23 protein-coding genes are annotated in these 20,885 nt (G+C 62.1%); 15 read left to right on the top strand and 8 right to left on the bottom strand.

Annotation, left to right across the window (positions count from 1 at the left end; all coding sequences use genetic code 11):
* The first annotated feature begins 74 nt into the window (after positions 1-74).
* A complete protein-coding gene (locus AC0L2Y_RS12940; protein WP_473556581.1) occupies positions 75-1,274 on the top strand; it encodes an amidohydrolase in 1,200 nt (399 codons plus the stop codon).
* On the opposite strand, the gene AC0L2Y_RS12935 is transcribed toward AC0L2Y_RS12940, so the two are convergent.
* The 4 genes from AC0L2Y_RS12935 to AC0L2Y_RS12920 all read right to left on the bottom strand — a co-directional run bounded on the left by AC0L2Y_RS12935 (position 1,252) and on the right by AC0L2Y_RS12920 (position 6,066).
* On the bottom strand, positions 1,252-3,474 hold the full coding sequence (locus AC0L2Y_RS12935) for a xanthine dehydrogenase family protein molybdopterin-binding subunit (RefSeq protein ID WP_473556579.1): 2,223 nt from the start codon (positions 3,472-3,474) through the stop codon (positions 1,252-1,254). The genes AC0L2Y_RS12940 and AC0L2Y_RS12935 overlap by 23 nt on opposite strands.
* Positions 3,471-4,460: an FAD binding domain-containing protein gene (locus AC0L2Y_RS12930; protein ID WP_473556577.1), complete on the bottom strand. Its 990-nt coding sequence runs from the start codon at positions 4,458-4,460 to the stop codon at positions 3,471-3,473. Before AC0L2Y_RS12930 ends, AC0L2Y_RS12935 begins: the two co-directional genes overlap by 4 nt.
* Positions 4,457-4,942 carry a (2Fe-2S)-binding protein gene (locus AC0L2Y_RS12925; protein ID WP_473556574.1) on the bottom strand — a complete coding sequence of 162 codons (486 nt, stop codon included), beginning with the start codon at positions 4,940-4,942 and terminating at the stop codon, positions 4,457-4,459. Before AC0L2Y_RS12925 ends, AC0L2Y_RS12930 begins: the two co-directional genes overlap by 4 nt.
* A gap of 233 nt (positions 4,943-5,175) precedes the next feature.
* Complete coding sequence (locus AC0L2Y_RS12920; protein WP_473556571.1) at positions 5,176-6,066, bottom strand: LysR family transcriptional regulator; 891 nt, start codon at positions 6,064-6,066, stop codon at positions 5,176-5,178.
* A gap of 104 nt (positions 6,067-6,170) precedes the next feature.
* Here AC0L2Y_RS12920 and AC0L2Y_RS12915 point away from each other — a divergent pair, with 104 nt between their 5' ends.
* A complete protein-coding gene (locus AC0L2Y_RS12915) occupies positions 6,171-7,034 on the top strand; it encodes an SDR family oxidoreductase (protein ID WP_473556569.1) in 864 nt (287 codons plus the stop codon).
* A 35-nt stretch (positions 7,035-7,069) separates the two neighbouring features.
* A complete protein-coding gene (locus tag AC0L2Y_RS12910) occupies positions 7,070-7,543 on the top strand; it encodes an SRPBCC family protein (protein WP_473556566.1) in 474 nt (157 codons plus the stop codon).
* 416 nt (positions 7,544-7,959) lie between these two features.
* Here the strand turns inward: AC0L2Y_RS12910 and AC0L2Y_RS12905 are convergent, their stop codons facing one another.
* Together AC0L2Y_RS12905 and AC0L2Y_RS12900 are read right to left on the bottom strand one after the other, a co-directional pair.
* A complete protein-coding gene (locus AC0L2Y_RS12905; RefSeq protein WP_473556564.1) occupies positions 7,960-9,054 on the bottom strand; it encodes an alkene reductase in 1,095 nt (364 codons plus the stop codon).
* 60 nt (positions 9,055-9,114) lie between these two features.
* Positions 9,115-9,903 (bottom strand): SDR family NAD(P)-dependent oxidoreductase, encoded by a 789-nt coding sequence (locus AC0L2Y_RS12900; RefSeq protein ID WP_473556561.1) that lies wholly within the window; start codon positions 9,901-9,903, stop codon positions 9,115-9,117.
* Positions 9,904-10,013: 110 nt separating this feature from the next.
* On the opposite strand from AC0L2Y_RS12900, the gene AC0L2Y_RS12895 reads away from it, so the two are divergent.
* From AC0L2Y_RS12895 to AC0L2Y_RS12855, 9 genes are all read left to right on the top strand, one after another.
* Entirely contained in the window at positions 10,014-10,577 is a 564-nt protein-coding gene (locus AC0L2Y_RS12895) for a TetR/AcrR family transcriptional regulator (protein ID WP_473556560.1), read from the top strand.
* A gap of 355 nt (positions 10,578-10,932) precedes the next feature.
* Complete coding sequence (locus AC0L2Y_RS12890) at positions 10,933-11,289, top strand: hypothetical protein (RefSeq protein WP_473556558.1); 357 nt, start codon at positions 10,933-10,935, stop codon at positions 11,287-11,289.
* Between the two features lie 265 nt (positions 11,290-11,554).
* Positions 11,555-11,731: a hypothetical protein gene (locus tag AC0L2Y_RS12885; protein ID WP_352490623.1), complete on the top strand. Its 177-nt coding sequence runs from the start codon at positions 11,555-11,557 to the stop codon at positions 11,729-11,731.
* A gap of 4 nt (positions 11,732-11,735) precedes the next feature.
* Positions 11,736-11,978 (top strand): DUF982 domain-containing protein, encoded by a 243-nt coding sequence (locus AC0L2Y_RS12880; RefSeq protein ID WP_352468750.1) that lies wholly within the window; start codon positions 11,736-11,738, stop codon positions 11,976-11,978.
* 153 nt (positions 11,979-12,131) lie between these two features.
* Positions 12,132-12,377 carry a DUF982 domain-containing protein gene (locus tag AC0L2Y_RS12875; RefSeq protein WP_473556555.1) on the top strand — a complete coding sequence of 82 codons (246 nt, stop codon included), beginning with the start codon at positions 12,132-12,134 and terminating at the stop codon, positions 12,375-12,377.
* Positions 12,378-12,888: 511 nt separating this feature from the next.
* Entirely contained in the window at positions 12,889-13,434 is a 546-nt protein-coding gene (locus tag AC0L2Y_RS12870) for a hypothetical protein (protein WP_473556554.1), read from the top strand.
* A gap of 283 nt (positions 13,435-13,717) precedes the next feature.
* Positions 13,718-15,073 (top strand): selenium-binding family protein, encoded by a 1,356-nt coding sequence (locus AC0L2Y_RS12865; RefSeq protein ID WP_473556551.1) that lies wholly within the window; start codon positions 13,718-13,720, stop codon positions 15,071-15,073.
* Positions 15,070-15,441, top strand: coding sequence for a 2Fe-2S iron-sulfur cluster-binding protein (locus AC0L2Y_RS12860; protein ID WP_292406710.1), 372 nt, complete (start codon positions 15,070-15,072; stop codon positions 15,439-15,441). The genes AC0L2Y_RS12865 and AC0L2Y_RS12860 overlap by 4 nt, the downstream gene beginning before the upstream one ends.
* Before the next feature lie 5 nt (positions 15,442-15,446).
* Positions 15,447-15,896 (top strand): CoA-binding protein, encoded by a 450-nt coding sequence (locus tag AC0L2Y_RS12855; RefSeq protein ID WP_352490755.1) that lies wholly within the window; start codon positions 15,447-15,449, stop codon positions 15,894-15,896.
* Between the two features lie 155 nt (positions 15,897-16,051).
* Here AC0L2Y_RS12855 and AC0L2Y_RS12850 read toward each other — a convergent pair whose 3' ends face one another.
* Both AC0L2Y_RS12850 and AC0L2Y_RS12845 read right to left on the bottom strand, forming a co-directional pair.
* Positions 16,052-17,284, bottom strand: coding sequence for an NAD(P)-binding domain-containing protein (locus AC0L2Y_RS12850; RefSeq protein WP_352490611.1), 1,233 nt, complete (start codon positions 17,282-17,284; stop codon positions 16,052-16,054).
* Between the two features lie 59 nt (positions 17,285-17,343).
* Positions 17,344-18,012 carry an OsmC family protein gene (locus tag AC0L2Y_RS12845; RefSeq protein WP_473556548.1) on the bottom strand — a complete coding sequence of 223 codons (669 nt, stop codon included), beginning with the start codon at positions 18,010-18,012 and terminating at the stop codon, positions 17,344-17,346.
* 342 nt (positions 18,013-18,354) lie between these two features.
* On the opposite strand from AC0L2Y_RS12845, the gene AC0L2Y_RS12840 reads away from it, so the two are divergent.
* From AC0L2Y_RS12840 to AC0L2Y_RS12830, 3 genes are all read left to right on the top strand, one after another.
* Entirely contained in the window at positions 18,355-18,636 is a 282-nt protein-coding gene (locus AC0L2Y_RS12840; protein ID WP_473556546.1) for a hypothetical protein, read from the top strand.
* Between the two features lie 494 nt (positions 18,637-19,130).
* Positions 19,131-20,450: a tyrosine-type recombinase/integrase gene (locus AC0L2Y_RS12835; protein ID WP_473556544.1), complete on the top strand. Its 1,320-nt coding sequence runs from the start codon at positions 19,131-19,133 to the stop codon at positions 20,448-20,450.
* A gap of 263 nt (positions 20,451-20,713) precedes the next feature.
* Positions 20,714-20,869, top strand: a complete 156-nt coding sequence (locus tag AC0L2Y_RS12830) for a hypothetical protein (protein WP_473556542.1) — start codon at positions 20,714-20,716, stop codon at positions 20,867-20,869.
* The last annotated feature ends 16 nt before the right edge of the window (positions 20,870-20,885 follow it).

Here is a 20,885-nt window from a genome sequence, read left to right as displayed (position 1 = left end):
GACGCTTCTCGTCCGGCCTTCTATGGCTGGCAGGATCAAACCGCGCCGCCTTTGCCGGCGTGAAAGGAGGCATCATGCTGCATAATGACCCCATCGCCGCGCTCACACCAGAGGTCATAGGCTGGCGGCACCATATCCATGCCAATCCGGAGCTCGGATTCAATGAATACGAAACGGCGCGTTTCGTTGCAGAGAAACTGCGCTCCTTCGGCGTCGACGAGGTGCATGAAGGGATCGGCGGCACCGGGATCGTCGGTGTCCTGCGCAGCGGTGGCGGCGCACGCGCCATCGGCCTGCGTGCCGAGCTCGACGCGCTTCCGGTGCTGGAGAAAACCGGCCTGGCCTATGCTTCGAGGCGAGAGGGCGTGATGCACGCCTGCGGCCATGACGGCCACGCCGCCATGCTGCTCGGCGCCGCCAAACTGCTCAGCGAGTCGCGCACCTTCGACGGCACCGTCACCTTCATCTTCCAGCCGGCCGAGGAGAACGAGGGTGGCAGCATGCGCATGATCGAGGACGGCCTGTTCAAGCGCTTTCCGGTCGAGGCGGTCTATGCGGTCCACAACTGGCCGGGCGTCAGGCGGGGGACGATCGCGGCCCGTGCTGGCGCGCAAATGGCGGCGGTCGATAATTTCGAGCTGACCTTCGAGGGGCTTGGCGCGCATGCCGCGATGCCGCAGCTCGGCGACGATCCGATCCTGGCCGCCGGCGCCTTCGTGCAAGCCGTCCAACGGATCGTCAGCCGCTCGGTCGACCCGCAAAGCGCGCTTGTCGTCAGCATCACGCAGATCCATGGCGGCAATGTCGGCAACATCGTTCCGGGCAAGGTCTGGCTGCAAGGCACCTGCCGCTTCTTCGAGCCCCGGCTTTCCGATCACTGCGAGCGGCTGATCGGTGAGATCGCACAAGGCATTGCCGCCGCGCATTCGCTCAACGCCAGGCTCGACTACCGGAAGGGCTACCCGCCGCTGATCAACACCCCGGACGCGACGGCCCGCGCCGTCGAGGCCGCCGCCTCCGTCGTCGGCCGGGAGAATGTCTTGACCGAGTTCAGCCCCAGTCTCGGCTGCGAGGATTTCGCTTTCATGATCCGTGAGGCGAGCGGCTGCTATGTGTGGATCGGTGCCGGCGAGGTCGGCCCGGGCGAAGGCCTGCACGGCGACCGCTACGTCTTCAACGACGAGATCGTGCCGACGGTGATGCGCTATTACGTCAACCTCGTCGAGCAGACGCTTCCGCGGGCCGGTTCTTCTACAGCAGTTTTTCCGGCGTGATCGGCAACTCCCGGATCCGCTTGCCTGTGGCGTCGAAGACGGCGTTGGCAACCGCAGCGGCAACGCCGGTGGCGCCGAGCTCGCCGATGCCTTTGCCGCCGATCGGGCTGGCATGCTCGTCCACCTCGTCGACGAAGTGGATTATGATATTGCCGGGAATATCGGCGTTGACCGGAATGGCGACCCCGGAAAGGTTCTTCGACAGGAACCGCCCAAGCACCGGTTCGTGCCTGCTCTGCTCCATCGCCGCCATGCCCCAGCCCCAGATGATGCCGCCCGTCATCTGGCTGCGGGCGGTGCGGGGATTGACGATGCGGCCGGCGCTGTAGCTGCCGACGGCGCGACGAAGCCTGAGCAGGCCGAGCCCCGGATCGACACCGACCTCCATGAAGATCGCGCCGAAAGTGCGCATGGCGAAGCCTTTGCCATGCAGCGCCGGATCGAACGAGCCGTAGCCGATAATCTCGCCGATGTCGGTATGGCTCATAACATCGGCGATCGTCTGACCGCCGGCAGCGCCTCTGCGGCGAATATGGCCGTCTTGCATCTCGACCTCGTCGGGCAGCAGATTGGCAAGACGGGCAAGCTGCGAACGCGCATCTTCGGCGGCGGCAAGCACCGCCGCGCCCACCCCCATGGTCGATGACGAGCCATAGGTCGGTCCCGCCTCCGGCAGTTCTGTATCGCCCATTTCCAACTCGATCTTCTCCATCGGCAGGCCCAGCACGTCGGCCGCGATCTGCGGAAAGACGGTGAGTGTTCCGGTTCCGATGTCCTGGGTGCCGGTGCGGATGAGCACCGTGCCGTCCCTGTGCAGCCTGACCTCGGCCGCGGGCGTCGGGTGGCGGAAACAGCCCATGGTACAGGTCGCCATGCCGTAGCCGATCAGCCAATCGCCGTCGCGTTGCGGCTTGCGCGGGCGCTCGCGCCAGCCGAACAGGCGGGCCCCTTCCTGATAGGCCTCGCGCAGCTTCTTCGACGACCAGGGCTGGCCGGTGGCTGGATCCGTGTCCGCATGGTTGATCAGACGCAGGTCGAGCGGATCGATGCCGAGGCGGTGGGCGAGCTCGTCCATCGCGCTTTCGAGCGCCCAGGTGCCGGGACCCTCGACCGGCGCGCGCAGCGCCGTCGGCATGGCGACGTTTGCGCGCTCGACGCGCTGGCTGAGACGCATGGCCGGCGTGGCGTAGAGACCCTTCGAGGCTTCGGTGGCGAACTCGACGAAATCGTCGCTCACGGTGGTCAGGTTGACCACGTCCTGTTGCACGGCGGTCAGCTTGCCCGACCTGTCCGCCGCCAGCACGATCTTCTGTGCCATGCGCGGCTGGTAGCCGAGGCAGGAATAGGCGTTGGCGCGGCTAAGCGCCAGCCTGACCGGGCGCTGCATGATGAGCGCCGCGGCGGCGGCCAGCACCTGATGCGGCCAGATCCACCCCTTGCCGCCGAAGCCGCCGCCGGTATGGCGGGCAATCACGCGGACCTTCTCGGCCGGGACATTCATGCGAGCGGCAAGCACCTGGCGGACACCATAGACGTGCTGCGTGGCGTCGTGCAGCGTCAGCTCTCCGTCGTTCCACTCGGCGAGCGTCGCCGAGGGCTCCATGGCGTTGTGGTGGCGCGACGGCTGCAGGTAGACGGCTTCGACCATGGCGGCTGCGTTGCTAAGCCCGCGATCGACGTTGCCCTTCGTAAACGTCGGCTCCAGGAACCGGAAGCCGCTCTCCCTCGGCACGACCGCAGCCTTGTCGATGGCCGTCCACTCCGGCGGTGCCGGCAATTCCGGTTCGGCGAACTCGTAGCGCAATGCGACGCGGCGGGCGCCGGCTTCCGCCGCCTCCAGCGTCTCGCCCAGCACAATGGCAAGCGGCTGGCCCTCGTGACGTATCTCGTTGCCCTGCATTGGCATGAAGCTCTGCCCCGCCGGCGGGCCTTCGGCCTGCTGCATCTGCGTATCGGGCTCGGCCCTCGGCGATGCGAACCGGCCGAATTTGGGCATGTCTTCATGCGTGAGCACACGCACGACGCCTTCCTCGGCGAGCGCATCGTCGACGACGATCGACGTCACGCGGCCGGCGGGAACGGGCGCGGTCACCAGCACTGCATGGAGCAGATCGGCGGCAAAATAGTCGGCCGCATAGCGGGCGCGGCCGGTAACCTTGACGCTGCCGTCAGGGCGGGCAACAGGCTGGCTGATCATCATGACGGCATCCTCGCTGCTCTTTCGATCGCCCGCAAAGCGGCGGTCTTGGCCAGTTCGATCTTGTAGGCGTTCTGCGACAAGGGATGCGCTTCGGCGAAGGATTGCTCGATGGCGGCACTCAACGCCTCGCGATCGCCGATTTCGGCACCGGCGAGCCGCTCCTCGGCGGCGCTCAGCCGCCACGGCCGCTGCGCGACCGACCCTAGCGCCACGGCAGCCCGACCGATGGTTTGCCCGTCCATCTCCAGCATCGCGGCGGCGGAGACGATGGCGTATTCGTAGGATTCGCGCTCGCGCACCTTGAGGTAAGCCGATCGCGGCGCCGGTGCCGGCAGCTCGATTGCCGTGATCAGTTCGCCTTGCTGCAACACATTATCCGCCTCGGGCCGCGTGTCGGGAAGCAGGTGGAATTCGGCTGCCGGAATGCGCCGGCCACCGCTGCGGTGCGCGGTGACGACGACCGCATCAAGTGCAGCCAGCGCCACCGCCGGGTCGGATGGCTGGGTGGCGACGCAATCCTCGGTCCAGCCGAATATCGCGTGGTTGTCGTTGATGCCATGCAATGCCGAGCAACCGGAGCCGAGCCGACGTTTGTTGCACGGCAACTGCTCTTCGGCGCGGAAATAGGCACAGCGCGTCTTCTGCAGCAGATTGCCGCCTATCGTTGCGAGGTTTCTCAGTTGCGGCGACGCCGCGTTGAGGATCGCCTGGTTCAGCACCGGATAATCGCGCACGACCAGCGCATGCTGCGCGACATCGTTGAGATGCGTCAGCGCGCCGATCGTCAAGCCGCCGCCGGGCAGTGCCTCGATCCGGTCCAGCCCGTCGAGGCGGGAGATATCGATGATCCGCGTCGGCTCGGCAATTCCAAGGCGCAGCCAGTTGAGCAATTCGGTGCCGCCGGCGAGAAAGACGCTGTCGGGCGCGGCACCGGCCGCGATCGTGTCGCCCAGGCTATCGGCGCGCGCATAGACGAATGGGGTCATTGGCTTGCCCTCCCGGCCGCTGCGCGCACTGCCTCGACGATCTGCGGATAGGCCGAGCAGCGGCACAGATTGCCGCTCATCCATTCGCGGATCTCGGCATCGGAGCCGGTATGTCCCTCCTCGATCAGCGCCGCCGCCGACATTACCTGGCCGGGCGTGCAGAATCCGCACTGGAAACCATCATGATCGATGAACGCCTGCTGCACGGGATGAAGCGCATCGCCGTTTGCCAGGCCTTCGATCGTCGTGACCTCGCGTCCGTCGGCGGAGACGGCAAGTATCATGCAGGCATTCACACGCCGCCCGTCGAGATGCACCGTGCAGGCGCCGCACTCGCCGAAATTACATCCCTTTTTCGTTCCGGTCAGATGAAGCCGCTCGCGCAGCAGGTCGAGCAGCGTGACGCGGGGATCGAGATCGGAAAGGCTGTGATCCTCTCCGTTCACCCGCAATCGCAGTAGGTGCCGATCGTGGAAGTTCATGTGGGGTACCTCGAAGCACGTGCCGTACTCGCCCCAAGGACTCGTCCAGCAAGCAGCCGCCCACCTGTCGAGGCGAAATAGGGCGATCGATTTTAAGGAAAAGGCGCTGGCATGCGCCGAAAGCAAAAAACGCGCGTTTGAGATTTGCGGTGGCAAAGGCTTGCACGACCAATGACCGCTCGATCCCCCAACCCTGGAGTGAGGCCTCAGCTGGGTTAACCAGCTTCCCGGCGTCATTTGCCGATATAGGCGGCCAGCTCGTCAGGCGTTCCCATCGGAAAGGCCTGCTTCAGATGGTCGATGAATGCGGAGACGCGCGCGCTCAGCAGCCGCCGAGAGGGATAGAGTGTCCACAAGGCGATGTCGGGTCGATCGAGATCCCCCCAATGTACCAGCGTTCCGTCCGCCAGATCATGGCTCACCAGCGACACCGGCAGGCGTGCCGCGCCGACGCCCGCTCGCACCGCATCCCGGACCATGATGAGTGACGACAGCACAAGGACGGGCTCGATCGCGATTGTTGACCGGCCAGCGGGCGTCTTCACCGCCCAAGCCTTTCGATCGGCTGTCGACCGCATGACGGCCGGGGTCGCCAGACCCTCCGCCGGCCGTGCGAGGTGAGGACTTGCCACGACCACCAGTCGGTCACGCAGAAAGGCTCGCCCGACGAGGCTCTCATCCGGATCCGGATTTACCCGGATCACCAGATCAAATCCCTCTTCGATCATGTCGACGGCGCGGTCTTCCGTCGTGACCTCGAGCCTTACCTCCGGGTATTTCAGGGCGAAGCCGGCAGCGATCTTCCCCATCGCGGTCTGTGAGAACAGCACTGGGGCGCTGATCCGCAACCTGCCTCGCGGCCTTTCGCCGCCCGAGGCGATCGCCGCCGCGGTCTCTTCGAGCTCGGACAGCAGCCGGCCCGCGCGCTCGAAAAGCGCACGTCCTTCTTCCGTCAGCTTCAACGCGCGCGCGCCGCGCTCAAACAGCCGTAAGTCGAGACTCGCCTCCAGCTCCGCCACGCGTCGGGACAAGGTGGCCTTCGGGCGCCCGGCAGCGCGCGCGGCCTTACCGAAGCCCCCATGGCGAGCGACCAGATTGAAATCAGCAAGGGCAAGTAGATCCATGTGTTCCACCAATGAGACGGCGTGTCCAGATATAACGCCTACCGACACAAATGTGGATCACTAATTTTCTGGGATGCCATCCGGCTCAACTCAGGAGTAATCCCATGACCATTCTCGTTACCGGCGCGACCGGCAATGTCGGCCGCAACGTAGTTGAACAGCTTGTGAAGCGTGGCGCCAATGTGCGCGCTTTGGTTCGCGATCCCTCGAAGGCCAATTTCCCCACTGACGTAGATGTCGTGCAGGGCGACCTGCTCGACGTCGATTCCCTGCGCAAGGCCTTCTCGGGCGTCTCCACCCTTTTCCTGCTGAACGCGGTGGTGGCCGACGAATTTACCCAGGCGCTGGTAGCGCTGGCCGCTGCCCGCGAGGCCGGCATCGAGCGGATCGTCTACCTGTCGGTGATCCACAGCGACCTCTATGTCAACGTGCCGCATTTTGCGGGCAAGTTCGGCGTCGAGCGGATGATCGAGCAGATGGGGCTCAACGCCACTATCCTGCGGCCCGCGTATTTCATGAACAACGACATCACGATCAAGGACGTGGTGACCGGCTACGGCATCTATCCGATGCCGATCGGAGCCAAGGGCGTCGCCATGATCGACGCGCGGGACATCGGCGAGATCGCTGCGATCGAACTCATCCGCCGCGAGCAGGCCGCCGCGCCGCTGCCGTTCGACCGCATCAACCTGGTCGGCCCCGACACGCTGACCGGCGCGGATGTCGCGGCCATCTGGACGGACGTCCTGGGACGCAAGATCGCGTATCCGGGCGACGACACCGCCGGGTTCGAGCAGAACCTGCGGCAGTTCATGCCGAGCTGGATGGCGCTCGACATGCGCCTGATGGCGGAGCGCTTCCTCACGGACGGCATGGTCCCCGATGCCGGCGATGTCGATCGGCTGACCGCGCTGCTGGGCCGGCCGTTGCGCTCCTATCGCGACTATGCGACCGCAATTGCCGGCTGAGCCCGATCACCGACCTTTTGTCCAGGAGACACATCATGATCTACTCGACCGCTACCGTTCCGGTAAATCCCGGAGACGAGACCAGGCTGACCCGTGCGCAGATATGGCAGGGCCTGGAACTCAAGGCGCGCGATGCCCGCCTGTTCCTGCCCGCAGGGCTCTGCACCCGTTGCGACGTCGTGGAGGAGAGCGCGACCCACTTCGTGCGCGAAGCTACGATCGCCGGTGCTGATCTGCGCGAGATCGTCACGCTCGAGCCGGAAAGCAAGGTCACCTTCTTCCAGGCGACCGGTCCGCGCGAAGGCGCGATCATCAACGAGCTGTTCGAGGACGAGGCGGGCGAACTTCAGCTCAAGTTCTACTGTTATCTCGGCCTGCGCGGCAAGGAGCCGAACGGGCCGGAGGAGCAGGCCGAGCAGGCGCAGTTCGACAGCAGCATGGGCTACAAGGCCGCTCTTCTCTCCACGCTGAAGCGCACCCGCGAGTTGATCGCGGACGGCCGGCTCTGACCATCACCATGACTATCAACCTGGGGGCCGCCTAATAGGAGGCGGCCCGCCTTCCGACGTAGCTACTATGCAAATTCCGAAACCGACAACATCCGCAACTCCCTCGGCGGACACTGCAAACATCATGCCGTCGAGATGCACATTCCAGGCGCCGCACGTGCTGAAATTGCAGCCCTTTTTCGTTCCGATCAGATCAAGCCGCTCGCGTCACAGGTCGAGCAGGGTGACGCGGGGATCGAGATCGTAAAGCCTGTGATCCTCTCCGTTCACCCGCAACCTCAATAGGTGCCGATCATGGAAGTTCATCGGGGGTACGTTGAAGCAGATGCCGTACTTGCCAACGCCCGAGTTGGAGAGCCACTATCGCAGACAGCACATAAGGGTCGGGGCCGCACCAAAGTGCGGCGCCGAAGGGATCAGCGGCCGCTCGCGGCTGCGATGGCGGGATAATCCGTATAGCCCGCGGCGCCCCCGCCATAGATCGTAGCCGGGTCGACGGCCGCCAGCGGTGCGCGGGTCTCAAGCCTCTCCACAAGGTCGGGATTGGCGATGAAGGGGCGGCCGAAGGCGAACAGGTCGGCCTTGTCCTCGGCCAGCCGCGACGTCGCGAGGTCGAGATCATAGCCGTTGTTGGCGATATAGGTGTTGTTGAAGCGCCGGCGGAGCGATCCGAAGTCGAACGGTACGACATCGCGCGGCCCGGCCGTGGCGCCCTCGACGACATGAATGTAGACGATGCCCAAGGCATCGATTTGATCGACGATATAGTTGAACTGTGCCTGAGCATCACTGCTCGAAACGCCATTGGCGGGCGATACGGGCGAGATCCGGATTCCGGTGCGCGCGGCGCCGATCTCCTCGACCACCGCCGTCGCAACTTCCAGCATCAGACGGGCGCGGTTCTCGACCGAGCCGCCATAAGCATCGGTGCGGACATTGGCGCTGTCTTTGGCGAACTGGTCCAGCAGGTAGCCGTTGGCACCGTGAATCTCGACGCCATCGAAACCGGCCTCAATGGCGTTAGCTGCCGCTTGCCGGAAGTCGTTCACGATCCCAGAAACCTCTTCGAACTCCAGCGCGCGGGGCTCCGAGACGTCGACGAAGCCATTGTTGACGAACGTCTTGGTCTGGGCCCGGATCGCCGACGGCGCAACCGGCGCCGCCCCGTTCTCCTGTAGGTCGACGTGCGAGACGCGGCCGACATGCCAGAGCTGCAGGAAGATCCGCCCGCCCTTGGCGTGCACGGCGGTCGTGACCTTGCGCCAGCCGTCGATCTGAGCCTGGGAGTAGATGCCTGGCGTGTCCTGGTAACCTTGTCCCTGCTGCGAGATCTGCGTGGCCTCGGAAATCAGCAGGCCGGCCGACGCGCGCTGGCCGTAATACTCCGCGGCGAGATCGCCTGGAACGAAGCCCGGGCCAGCGCGATTGCGCGTCAGGGGCGCCATCACAATACGATTGGAGAGGGTTAGCGAGCCGAGAGTATAGGGCTCAAACAGCGTTTTGCTCGTCATAGGTCACCTTTGTTTGTCCCCGCTGCGGCGGGGTCGTTATCGAAATGGCTTCGTTGGTGCTCAGGCGACCTTGCGGTACCGCTCGGCGGGATGTTCGTTCCGATAGTTTGGAAGCATGGCCTGGCGCGCGGCCTGAAGCGCGTCCCACTGCCCGGCATCGGGAAGCGGCGGGATGGTCACCGGTTCGCGGCGGTCGAAGCCGACCAGTGCCGCGTCAACCAGATCGTCCACCTCCATCACGTTGGACAGCGTATTGACGTCGGCGCCGACGTGTTCCCAGATCTCCGTTCGCGTCGTGGCGGGAAGCACGGCCTGGACGTAGACACCCTTCGGCGCGAGCTCGAGGCTGAGTCCCTGCGACAGAAACAGCACGAAGGCCTTGGTTGCGCCGTAGACCGTCATGCCGAACTCCGGCGCCAGGCCGACCACGGAGCCGATGTTGACGATCGCGCCTTCGCCTGCCGCCGCAAGCCGCGGGGCGATGGCACTGGCAAGCCGCAGAAGTGCGGTCGTGTTGAGCGCTACTAGCCGTGTAACGTCATCCGTGCTCTGCTCGATGAAGCTTCCGCCGATGGCCGTTCCGGCATTGTTGACGAGGATCCCGATGCGGGCATCGTCGCGCAGCCTCGTCTCCACCGTTGCAAGATCGGTGGGCTGCGTGAGATCAGCCTGGACGATGTCGATCGCCACGCCAGTCTCCTGACGCAGGCGCGCCGACAGCGCCGCCATTCGTGCCGTGTCGCGGGCAACCAGCACGAGGTCGTGGCCGCGGCGCGCAAAGCGATCGGCATAGGAAGCTCCGATGCCGGTGGAGGCGCCGGTGATGAGGACTGACGGAATGGCGGTCATGGGATTGCTCTTTTCTCTGTAGGAACTTATATTCATGACGGTCATCATGATTGCAGATAAATATGATGACCATCATGTAAATGTCAACGGGGCCAGCGGAGAATTTTGAAATGAAGGTCAGTCGAGAGCAGATGGCGGAGAATCGTCGCCGGATCCTGGACGCGGCCAGCCGGCTGTTTCGCGACAAGGGATTCGATGCGGTCAGCGTGGCGGAGGTGATGAAGGCCGCCGGGCTGACCCATGGCGGTTTCTATGGTCACTTCAACTCGAAGGACGACCTGATCGCGCAGACCCTTGCCCATGTCCTCGCCGCGGACTCAGGCGGAGGCGGCGATTTTCGCGCTTATGTGAATGACTATCTTTCACCCCGGCATCGCGACAACTGCGCCGGTGGTTGCCCGACGGCGGGCCTTGCCGCGGCGATCCGCCATCAGACCCCGGCAGCGCGCTCGGCCATGACCGAAGGTCTTCGATCGCAGATCGACCGTATTGGCAAGGCGCTCCCGGAGCTGGATGCGGCAGACAGGCGCCGCGCGGCGATCGGAAGCTTTGCGGCGATGGTGGGGGCAGTGATCCTCGCCCGGGCGATTGACGACCCAGCGTTTTCCGATGAGGTGCTGGAACAGACACGTTCCTGGGTTGATGCCGGGATCAACCAAGTGTCAGCTAGTTAGCCCCGGCCGACCTGTTGTGCTGATTTATGAAACGGGACTTGTTCCCGACGATGTCGCTCGTTCCCCGGCCAGCATTGCAGTCCGAGCGCTCCGCGGCGGGTTCTGCCTCTAACCCGAGACCGCGCTTGCCATGCTCGTCGGTCGAAACGCGGGTGTAGATGACGTACTGCTTCACGGCTTTGGCGTTGTGCCTGACAAGGTGGTAGCCGAAGCCTTGTCTAACGTAAACGCTGAATAGCGGGGAACCCAAAGGCTCCCCAACGCAACGTACCCCGACTACGCGCGTTCTAGTGAATGGGAGGGCGCCATAGCCGATCTGACGGGGGTGGCCTGATGACAAATCGGAGCAACAGGGATGGCAAAGTTTAAAGAAGCCCTTGAGCGCGGGAAGGAAGCTCGCCGTCAGCAGGAGGAGCCCGTCGGCGGCGCGGAGATGGGGAAGCGAGATGCCCCCATGGCGGACTTCAGCGAGCAAGCAAAGGCTTGGCTAAACGACGTCGTGATTGCATCGCTGGAGGCGGCCAAGGCTGACGTGGCAGGCGAGGTGGCTGTCGACATAGACGCCGCGCCACGCCGGCAGGTCAAAGCTTTAACCCCGTCGATTCGTTTCCAGATCTACAGGAAGCGGGAATTGGAGAAGGCGCTTAGAAGAACCTTTATGGTCAACGTTAAGGTGAGCGGGGCGGTGTCCGTACTTCGCCGGGGATGGTGACCAAAGATGTGGGAAACATAGGGGATAGGTCCGACCTACGGGTCCGCACCTTAATAGCCGAACTGATCGAAGACGCTGCCAAGGGTACATAGCAAGGCTGTGCCCACCGGCGCCGTAAGGGAAACGGAGGGGGTACGGGGGGTCTTCGCGCGAGCCAGTTATCCGATCACCGGCTCGGATTTTTCTACCGAACATTCCCGGCCCCTTCTAAGGAACAAATCCGCTCGCGGTGGGGTTCGGTCCTATCAAGCATGTAGGCCCGAACGTGGTCGAAATTGACGCAGCCAAACGGAAGGTTATTGCCGAAGTTGTGCGGCGGTGGATCACTTCAGAGGTAATCCGCAATTACCTTCGCAACCTGCTAAATCTGCCTGTAGAACGGGAGCTGCCGGCCGAGCAAAAGCATTTGCTGCAGGAACTTGATCGGGCCGACAAAGAGTGACTGCATGGCGCTCCATTGGTTCTCCCCGCCGGTCCCTGTCAGGACCGAGGGTAGCGGTTCGACGCGGAAGGTTAGCAACGCTGAAGCAGCCGCCGAGGAACTCCTGAAGTGGACCAACCATGGCCTTCAGTGGGACCTCGCGGTGCGCGTTTGCATCGCCGTGATTTCCGACCAGATGGAACCCGAGGAGGCCCGCAAGGCATTCCTGGCTGCCGCTAAGGAGCAGGGGACGTTAGTCCCTCCATAAGGTGGAGGCCCGCCGCTCGTGGCGACGGCAGGCGGCTGCATCCACGAAGAATCGACCGCTGCGATTTCTAAACTACAGAGCGCCTGCGTTGTTCCATTATTGCGGACTACAACTGGGTTGGTCGGCAGGCTCGTCCCGCTCTAGATTCCCCTGATGGCAACCCATTGGTTCGTTCCTCCTGTGTTCGTAAGGACTGCGTCCGGTGATAGGCATAGCTGCAACAATGCGAGGGCAGCCCTTGAGCAGCTAAAGACGTGGACCCGGAGAGGACCTCGCTGGCACAAGGCGGTGACCCTCTGCCTGTCAGCTTTGGAGGGCGATCCGATTGACCCTCATCTGATACGAAAGGCCTTTGAGGCTGCCGCTAAGGAGGCCAAAATGTATCTCTCTCCTGAGTAGTAGGTGTCATGGCGACCCATTGGTTCTCCCCTCCGGTCAACGTCAAGACCGTAAGCATCCGGTAGGGACCGCGGCGTGCCGGATTTGAAGGGACAACTAGCTGTCGCCTGGTCTCGAATAATTTCGCGAAGGGCCTCGATGCCGAAGTCGCTAAAGGCAGGGGTTGCGATTCCATCGATATCGTAGACCCACAGCTTACCATCCTCAGGCTCGAGCTGGTCCGACAGGCAGGTCTTGATCCTGGCCCAGGATTTGGCGACGCGCCGGGGAGTGCCGCAAGTCATTCTTGGCGGCTGCCAAGGAAGAGGGATTGGTGCTACGCTCGTCTGATTAGGGCCGAATGTGCCAGTACCCGAGCCCAGTTCCCAAACATTCCTGATCCCTACTGCAACCATTCCCTGATCTCCGAGTTGCGCGACAGGCGGGGAAGCTCGGCCGACATGACAAAGCGCGACAAAGCTGGGCATAGGTCCCTTGCAGACGCCGTTCGGCACCAAGGAAGGGGAATGCGATGCGTGCATATTGGTTGATGTGCATTGCCGCGCTTGCTCTCAATGCCGCGCCGGCGGCAGGGGAACCTTCGGTCGAGCGAGGACTCTACATCTCCATCATCGGCGGCTGCCACGATTGCCACACCGAAGGATATAGCGAAAGTGGCGGCAAGATCGATCCGGCCAAGGCTCTCAAGGGAAATGCACTCGGCTTTCAGGGACCGTGGGGTACCAGCTATGCGGCAAACCTACGGCTGACGGCGGTCGACCTCACAGCCGACGGCTTCGTTTCATATCTTCGAGGCCTTGGGACCTATCCACCGATGCCAGGGTATAATGTACGGGCGATGAGCGATGAGGACAAGAAGTCGCTCTATCTCTATATCCGCACGCTCGGTGACGCAGGCGAGCGAGCGCCGGCTTTCGTGCCGCCCGGCGACAAGGTCCATACGCCTTATATCGTCCTCGCCCCGCCCTTGTCGCCGCCCGCCTGCACACGCGATTTCGATTGCGGTGTAGGAGAAGTCTGCGATCCCGGCGGCTCCGGGCAGTGCGTGAAGAGATAACGCTCAGACCAGCTGGCCGCCATCGCGCACTGGCGTTCGCGGAGGGCGTCGATTGGGCGCGGGTTACGGCCGCTCTCGTGCCTTCTATCGCCCACCAATGTTCCGTCGGGATAAGCAGCTCGCGTTGGACGGTCCCGTGGACGCTCTGTCGCCCAGTTGTACGTCACAGTGCGCGCGCTTGACCAGCCACCCCGGCCATAGCGCTAATGCCAAGCATGCACTAACATTCCAGCTTGACCCCGTTGGGGCTGGCCAGTGATCTGTTCAAATTGGGGAAGTACCCATGACCAATCATTGCTGTGGACCGGGCTATGCTTCTCCAGCAGAGGCGATGAGGGCACCTCGCGAAAAGCTGCTCTATACGATTGCCATCTACACTGGCACGGGCATTCAGAAGCCGGACTATTTGTGTACCATTGATGTCGACCCGGAGAGTTCGACCTACAGCCAAGTGATTTCACGTTTGCAAATGCCGGGTATTGGCGATGAGCTTCATCACATGGGCTGGAATGCCTGTTCGTCTTGCCATGGCGATGCGAGCATGGAGCGCAAGTATCTGATTGTGCCGGGTGTGCGCTCGACCAATCTGCATATTGTCGATTGCGCAACCGATCCCCGCAATCCGACACTGTTCAAGGTCATAGACGGCGCTGAAATCAAAACCAGGACCAACTTGTCGGCGCCGCACACAGTGCATTGCCTCGGCTCGGACATCGTCGTTTCCATGCTTGGCGACGCTCAAGGCAATGCCCCAGGCGGCTATTTGCAACTCAACAAGGAGTTCGAGATTGTCGGCCGTTGGGAAAACTCCATGGGCAGCATCAAGTTTGGTTATGATTTCTGGTACCAGCCGCGACATAACGTGATGGTCAGCTCGGAGTGGGCGGCGCCCAATACCTTCATGCCTGGTTTTGACCTGGAGGAGGTTGGCCATCTGAAATATGGCCGAGAGATCCATTTCTGGGATTTTGAGAAGAAGAAGCCAAAGCAAACATTCTATCTCGGTGAGGATGGCTTGCTCCCACTCGAAGTGCGATTCCATCACAATCCAGACAGCAGTCACGGCTTTGTTGGCGCGGCCCTTTCTGCAAACATCATCCATTGGTGGAAGGATGCGGCGGGTGACTGGCAATGGGAAAAAATTGTCGATGTTGGCAATGAGCCGCATCCCGAATGGCCGATCCCGATACCGGGCGTGATCTCGGTCATTCTGCTCAGTATGGACGATAGATACCTCTATCTCTGCAACTGGTTGCATGGCGACATCCGCCAATATGACATCTCGGACCCGCACAACGCCAAGCTCACCGGACAAGTGTGGATGGGCGGACTTCTCGGCCGTGCGCCTGAGGTCAATGGCGTGAAAGTGACTGGCGGGCCTCAGATGATACAGCTCAGCCTCGACGGCAAGCGCCTTTATGTGACGACCTCGCTCTTCTCGACCTGGGACAATCAGTTCTATCCGGAAATCCGCACCAATGGCGGATGCATGCTGATGGTCAATTGCGATACGGAAAACGGCGGCATGGAAATTGATCCGCGATTTGTCGTCGATTTTGGCAAGGAACCTAATGGACCAAGCCGCTGCCACGAAACCCGTTATCCCGGCGGTGATTGCACGAGTGACATCTGGGTATGACCAGCTTCACCATCACCCTCGCTAACCAAGGCGGTGCGGCCTTTGACGTCGATCACCGCAAGCCCCTCTTGCAAAGCTTGCGCGAGCAGGGCGTGGACCTGCCCTACGGGTGCAAGTATGGCGGCTGCATAACCTGCGCGGCCAAGATAATCAGCGGCAAAGTCAGTCAAAAGGCCCAGCGGGCGCTGAACAACCGCCAGATCAACAATGGCTATATAATCCTCTGCGTTGCCCGCCCTATGAGCGACTGCACGCTGGAGGTCGGCGTTGAAAGCCACGACAAGCTCTATCGCAACCCCTTCTTGGATCCCTTGGCCGCACATGAATTGAAAGCCGATATTGCGACCCCGTTGGAAGCAAAGAAATGACCCATATGAATCACGATGAGCCCTATTCGGAGGCTTATCTGCAAGACATTCTCAAGTCGGTCAAAACCATCGCGATGGTGGGGGCCAGCCCCGACAAGACCAAGTTTTCCTATGGTGTTCTCAGGGTTCTGCACGAAACCGGCTATGACATGATCCCGGTCAATCCCACTCCCGGTCTGGATGAAATTCGAGGGCTCAAGGTGTACCCGTCACTGGCGGCCATCGACCGGCCTGTGGATATGGTTGAGGTTTTTCGCCGCTCCGAAGACCTGTTGGAAGTTGCACAGGAAGCCATCGCAATTGGTGCCAGGGTTCTGTGGAGTCAGATTGGGGTCCGCGATGACACCGCCGCCCTGTTGGCGGAGGAAGCGGGCTTGAAAGTTGTGATGAACCGCTGTCCCAAGATTGAGTTGTTCCGCCCCTTCTGGAAGCCGAAGTTGCACTTGGGAATATGATTGCAGGGTCACGGAATTCGGCGTTGTAGCGGTAGCCGACCTGTTCCCTTGGCCTTAGAGCCTGTTCCATCCCGATTGAATCGGGATGGGGCTCTATGTCTTTGTTTGAGCATGATCTTTTCCGAAAACCGGATTCCACTTTTCGGGATCATGCTCTAGACGGTGATTGAATTTTGCCTGAGGTACGATGCCAGATGGTCGCTGAGATCACGCGCGTCATCGCCGGCGCCGTCGATCAGAGCAGACTTGCGGCGGCGCAGAAACTGCATTCCCATCAGGTACATTCCCGGATGTTCTGCAACGCCGCCGTCGTGACGGACGTGGCCTTTGCGATCGAGGACCGGCAACTCCAGCCAGGAGTAGTCCGGCCGGTAGCCGGTGGCCCAGATGATCGTCCTGATCGCGCCTCCGGTAAGGTCGAGGCCGAGCGGCGGGTTGTCCTCGACACGGGTCGGCGGCAGGCGATCCGGCGGCCCGACCGTAGCGTCAAGGCCGTTGGCGCGCGCCCACTCGTCGATGAGGTCGAGCAGTCGGGCCATCTTGAGATCGGAAAGCGCGCACATGTTGCGCAACGACCCCGCAAACTGGGCCTTGCCGTCTTCGGTGATACCGGCGAGGCGGCCGATGAGCCTGACACCGAGGTCGACCAACGCATTGAGGTCGAGAGTCGTGCGGTCGGGTGTGCCGGCAAGCTGAAGCGAAGGAACCCGTCGCGCCCGTCTGATGTCGTCTACCTCGTCGTAACGCTCGTCGAGCACGCCTGCGGCGTCCATCCACCATTCCAGGTCCTTGCCGCGATAGACGCGGGGCGCCCGGATATGCTCGCCCACCGACAGGGTCACTTGACGCCCCGAACGTTGCAGCTCCTTTGCGATCTGGGTGCCGCTCGACGAGGCGCCCACCACCATCACGCCGCCGTCGGCGACCTGAGCCGGATTGCGGTAGGACTGTGCAGTCAGCATGGCGACCGACGGCGGCACGCGGACGGCCAAATCGGGCAGGCGTGCGATGTTGCACGCGCCCGACGCCAGCACGACAGTTCGGCAGCGCCACTCGCCGCGGTCCGTGCGCACGAGATATCCCGCACCGTCGCTGCGAACCGAGGTAACGGTCGTATGTGTTCTGACTGGAGCCGAGATCGCCCTGGCATAGTTCCCGAGGAAGTCGATCACTTCAGGCATCGTCCGGTAGCCGTCGGGGTCGTCGCCATCGTAGCGGAAGCCCGGCAGCCGGCTCTGCCAGTTCGGGGTGAGCAGCCGCAGCGAATCCCATCGCTCGGTGCGCCACGTATGAGCGATCTCGCCGCGCTCCAGCAGCACATGGTCGATAGAGCGCTCCGCGAGGCAGCGGCTCATCGCGAGCCCCGCGTGCCCTGCGCCGACGATCACTGTGGTGACGGAACTAATCGCGCCCTCTCATCAGGAGAGTCTACGGCTCGAAGCGCCTTTCAATTCACCACGACCGTGACGTTCGTCGGATTGGTAACAATGTCATAGACAGCCGACCGCTTCTGCGACTGAGCGACGAGAGCCTCGATGTCCTCGCGCTTGGCGTCGGCGTCGATGTTGTACTTCACCGTGATACCACTGAAGCCGTTGCGGACGTCGCTGTCGATGCCGAGTATGCCCGCGATATCCATGTCGCCTTCAATGGTCGCCTTCACCGACTTCAACTGAATGTTCCGGTTCTGGGCAACAGCGGCGATGCCGGCTGTCAGGCAGCTCGCCAGCCCGACCAGCACGTATTCGACAGGCGTGGCGCCCTGATCCAGGGATGCGAAGACCTCCGGATGGTCGGCATCGAATGCGAAGGTGGTCTTGCGATGCTGGTCCTGGCCGAGACCGTAGAAGCTCTCGACCGTCGAGTGGCTGTGGGTGCCATCCTTCCATTCGCAGGCCGCGCGCCACTTGAACTGCGCGGCCTCTGGGGCGTTGGTAAGCGCTTCGCGTGCGCCGAGCAGCGCCTCGACGTTAACGCCATTGTTTGCCTGTACTTCGGAAGCCATAATTATCCTCCCTACTTTGCACTGGCTTAAAAACCCGACCGATCCCACTGACCTCCTGATCAGATTTTCACCAGGGGGTAGCATGCTATGGGTAGCGAAGCGTTTCTTCAAGTTGTTTCCGTAGAGATATAGTCGCCCTCGTGTACCGAGTTGCGCCTCTATAGCCGACATATGGCGCAAGGCGGACCTGCCCAATGTTTCATGCGCGAACGCCTGGGATGCGAGCGCCGCCATTAACCATCGATTAACTATCCGGTCGCCTTTAATTCAATTTTGCGGCATACTGATTTGGGTAGCGAGGCTGCTCAAGCAGACTGGAACAAAAAGGGTAGTTCTCCTGTTTGCGCATTGTCCCTTCACTCGTGCGCGACAGTCGAAATTGTAAAAAGAAACGACGGAACACCGTCGTCTCATGGGGAGGCGCCAGCATCATGTTTGATGAGGAGCGCCTGAATGAAGATCGAAGACGCAGTTACAGCTGTGACGTCAGAAGCGAGCACGCTCATGTCTTGCCTCGGCCAGCCCGTTGTCGCCTACCACGTCATGGAAATCATGACAGAGACAGACCTGGTCCACGCCCGCGAGATGCAGCACGCCCTGATGCGACGAAGCATCGAGGCTCTTGTCGATGATGGCCTGGAATGCGTCGCCGCCGAACATTTCGCATCCCAGTTCGACGGCCGCGTCGGCTTGACCTGGAGACTCCTGCACGCATCCGACGGTGTGGCGCATTGATCACGACCAGAGCGGTCTTGGCAGGGTCAGCTTCGCGGAGCGAAGCCGATGATCGGCGAAGCCGCCGATCGTCGGTAATTTCCGCACGGCTGCCGCCGATCTTGAGATTGCGGCTTGCGAGGAATAGGCATGTGCGGGCGAGGCCGATATTCTACGCGTGGATTCGTCGGTCCTCGACGCTCTGCCACTCTGGAAGCAGGACTAACGCGATCAAGGCGTAGGAAAAAAGCACGCAGGCCCGTAATATAGCGCCCCGGCGTGGAAAAGGCGCTGGCTCCCCGGGCCGGATTCGAACCAGCGACCAACCGGTTAACAGAGGTTTTCTGTTGACTTTCTCTGGATCGTCTTGCGACGGTCTGAAACACTAGAAGCTCATGTAATGCATGGCATTTTTGCTCTTCCGTGTCTCGCGTCGTCGCATCGCATCTCGACAAAGCGCGTGGATTTCTGTAGATCATTGTGTAGATCACGCGAACCGGTTGGTCGAGGGGTGAATGCCGCAGATCGAGCTTACGGACAAATTCTGCCACTCAGCGAAGTCGACGTCAGGCCGAAAGGTGGACCACTTCGACACATTGGTAAAAGGGCTGGTCTTGCGCGCGTCGGCAGGCGGGACGAAATCCTGGTATCTTGTCTATGGGCCGCCGGCCAAGCGCCAATGGCTGAGACTCGGCTCCTATCCGGAAATACCGCTCGGCGGCGAAAGGGGAGCCCGCAAACGCGCGCGGGATGCGCGCGCCAAGGTCGGGGATGGAGGTGATCCGGTCGCCGACAACAAGTTGCTGGCGGCTTCCCAGACCGTTGCCGACCTGGTCGATAACTACGTCAAGCGTCACGCCTCGACGAGGCGCTCGGGCGGCGAGATCGCTCGCCGCCTTCGCAAGAATCTTTCCGGCTTTGACGCCGACGGTAAGAAGTTGGACAAGCGTTCGGCGGGCTGCATTGGCGACGTTAAGCTTTCCGAGCTACACCGTCGCGATATCACGAAGGCGATCGACGCCGTGAAGGATCGCGGCGCCCACGTCGAGGCGAACAGGCTCTTCGAAGACGTTCGCGCCATGATCCGATGGGCTAGAGGCCGGGGCGATCTTGATCAGAATCTTGTCGAGGGCATGCGCAAGCCCACCGAGACTGTTGAGCGCGATCGCGTGCTATCTGCCGACGAGATCAGAACCATGTGGGGAGCCTTGGTGGACGCGAATATGCGGGAGTCGACGCGGCGCGTCATCCGGCTGTGTCTGGTCACCGCGCAGCGCGTCGGCGAGGTCTGCGGAATAACGGTCGACGAACTCGACCTCGACGCCGCCTTGTGGACCATTCCGCCGACGCGTTCAAAGAACAAGCGCGAGCATAGGGTTCCTCTGTCGCCAACAGCCGTCAAAATCGTCCGTGACCAACTTTCCGACGTGAAGGCGCTTGCCGAACGTAAGGGCAGGGCGATGCCGGCGTTCGTCTTCCCTGGGCCTGGTGCCCATGGGCCTGTGACCGGCGCTGCGATCGCCAAGGCTATCAAGCGTGAAGAGGTGATGAAGCGTGAAGCCGCGACGATTTTGGGCGTTGAGCGTTGGACCTCTCACGACCTTCGCAGGTCGGCGGCAACGCATATGGAAGAACTCGGCATCTCGCCATTCGTCATTGGCCACGTTTTGAATCACGTAAGCGCAACGAAGGCCAGCATCACCAGCCGCGTTTATGCGCGCTACGACTACATGAGAGAAAAGCGAGAAGCACTCCACCTTTGGGCCGATCGACTGGCCGGAATTGTCAACGGTGGCGCCGAGATCGTTCTACTCGGCTCGAGGGGCGCCGCGTGATTAGCAGAGATCCGCTCAAACACAACTCCGAATTCAATTATACGGTCGAGCAAAAAAGAGCGATCGCCGAAGCCTTCGCGATTGATCCTTGATCATCCTGACGCCGCCGTCGAATGGATTGACGGTGAATGGACACGCTGTGCCTTGTGTACCGCGCGCGACTTCACCGACCCTACGTGCTTTCGGAACGGCGTGACAATCGCACGCCGACACCACCGCCATTTTCAGCAGGGTGAGAGCTGGGAGGAGTGCACCGACTTTCCTTGACCGCTGCTCTCTGTGATCTGGTGCGCATCGGTCAGGCCATGGAGCCGGACGTCTTCATGCCCGGCAGCGACCGCAAGCCCCCTTACTCCCGCACGCATCGGGAAGGCTGCTTGGAGCGGGTGTCGAAAGGCCCGGCGACGGGCCTGGTCTGAGCCCGTGGCGCGGAAC

Source organism: Mesorhizobium sp. WSM4830, from assembly GCF_055811495.1.
Note: the sequence above shows the minus strand (reverse complement) of the source record. Positions and strands in the feature narration are given on the sequence as shown.

Excerpts from the sequence above, each read along its gene's own strand:
- AC0L2Y_RS12895 (WP_473556560.1), top strand. The coding sequence starts at position 10,014 with ATGAAGGTCAGTCGAGAGCAGATGGCGGAGAATCGTCGCCGGATCCTG.
- AC0L2Y_RS12860 (WP_292406710.1), top strand. The coding sequence starts at position 15,070 with ATGACCAGCTTCACCATCACCCTCGCTAACCAAGGCGGTGCGGCCTTT.
- AC0L2Y_RS12910 (WP_473556566.1), top strand. The coding sequence starts at position 7,070 with ATGATCTACTCGACCGCTACCGTTCCGGTAAATCCCGGAGACGAGACC.
- AC0L2Y_RS12915 (WP_473556569.1), top strand. The coding sequence starts at position 6,171 with ATGACCATTCTCGTTACCGGCGCGACCGGCAATGTCGGCCGCAACGTA.
- AC0L2Y_RS12870 (WP_473556554.1), top strand. The coding sequence starts at position 12,889 with ATGCGTGCATATTGGTTGATGTGCATTGCCGCGCTTGCTCTCAATGCC.
- AC0L2Y_RS12890 (WP_473556558.1), top strand. The coding sequence starts at position 10,933 with ATGGCAAAGTTTAAAGAAGCCCTTGAGCGCGGGAAGGAAGCTCGCCGT.
- AC0L2Y_RS12880 (WP_352468750.1), top strand. The coding sequence starts at position 11,736 with ATGGCGCTCCATTGGTTCTCCCCGCCGGTCCCTGTCAGGACCGAGGGT.
- AC0L2Y_RS12875 (WP_473556555.1), top strand. The coding sequence starts at position 12,132 with ATGGCAACCCATTGGTTCGTTCCTCCTGTGTTCGTAAGGACTGCGTCC.
- AC0L2Y_RS12925 (WP_473556574.1), bottom strand. The coding sequence starts at position 4,942 with ATGAACTTCCACGATCGGCACCTACTGCGATTGCGGGTGAACGGAGAG.
- AC0L2Y_RS12865 (WP_473556551.1), top strand. The coding sequence starts at position 13,718 with ATGACCAATCATTGCTGTGGACCGGGCTATGCTTCTCCAGCAGAGGCG.
- AC0L2Y_RS12905 (WP_473556564.1), bottom strand. The coding sequence starts at position 9,054 with ATGACGAGCAAAACGCTGTTTGAGCCCTATACTCTCGGCTCGCTAACC.
- AC0L2Y_RS12920 (WP_473556571.1), bottom strand. The coding sequence starts at position 6,066 with ATGGATCTACTTGCCCTTGCTGATTTCAATCTGGTCGCTCGCCATGGG.
- AC0L2Y_RS12900 (WP_473556561.1), bottom strand. The coding sequence starts at position 9,903 with ATGACCGCCATTCCGTCAGTCCTCATCACCGGCGCCTCCACCGGCATC.
- AC0L2Y_RS12935 (WP_473556579.1), bottom strand. The coding sequence starts at position 3,474 with ATGATGATCAGCCAGCCTGTTGCCCGCCCTGACGGCAGCGTCAAGGTT.
- AC0L2Y_RS12930 (WP_473556577.1), bottom strand. The coding sequence starts at position 4,460 with ATGACCCCATTCGTCTATGCGCGCGCCGATAGCCTGGGCGACACGATC.
- AC0L2Y_RS12835 (WP_473556544.1), top strand. The coding sequence starts at position 19,131 with ATGCCGCAGATCGAGCTTACGGACAAATTCTGCCACTCAGCGAAGTCG.
- AC0L2Y_RS12940 (WP_473556581.1), top strand. The coding sequence starts at position 75 with ATGCTGCATAATGACCCCATCGCCGCGCTCACACCAGAGGTCATAGGC.
- AC0L2Y_RS12855 (WP_352490755.1), top strand. The coding sequence starts at position 15,447 with ATGAATCACGATGAGCCCTATTCGGAGGCTTATCTGCAAGACATTCTC.
- AC0L2Y_RS12840 (WP_473556546.1), top strand. The coding sequence starts at position 18,355 with ATGAAGATCGAAGACGCAGTTACAGCTGTGACGTCAGAAGCGAGCACG.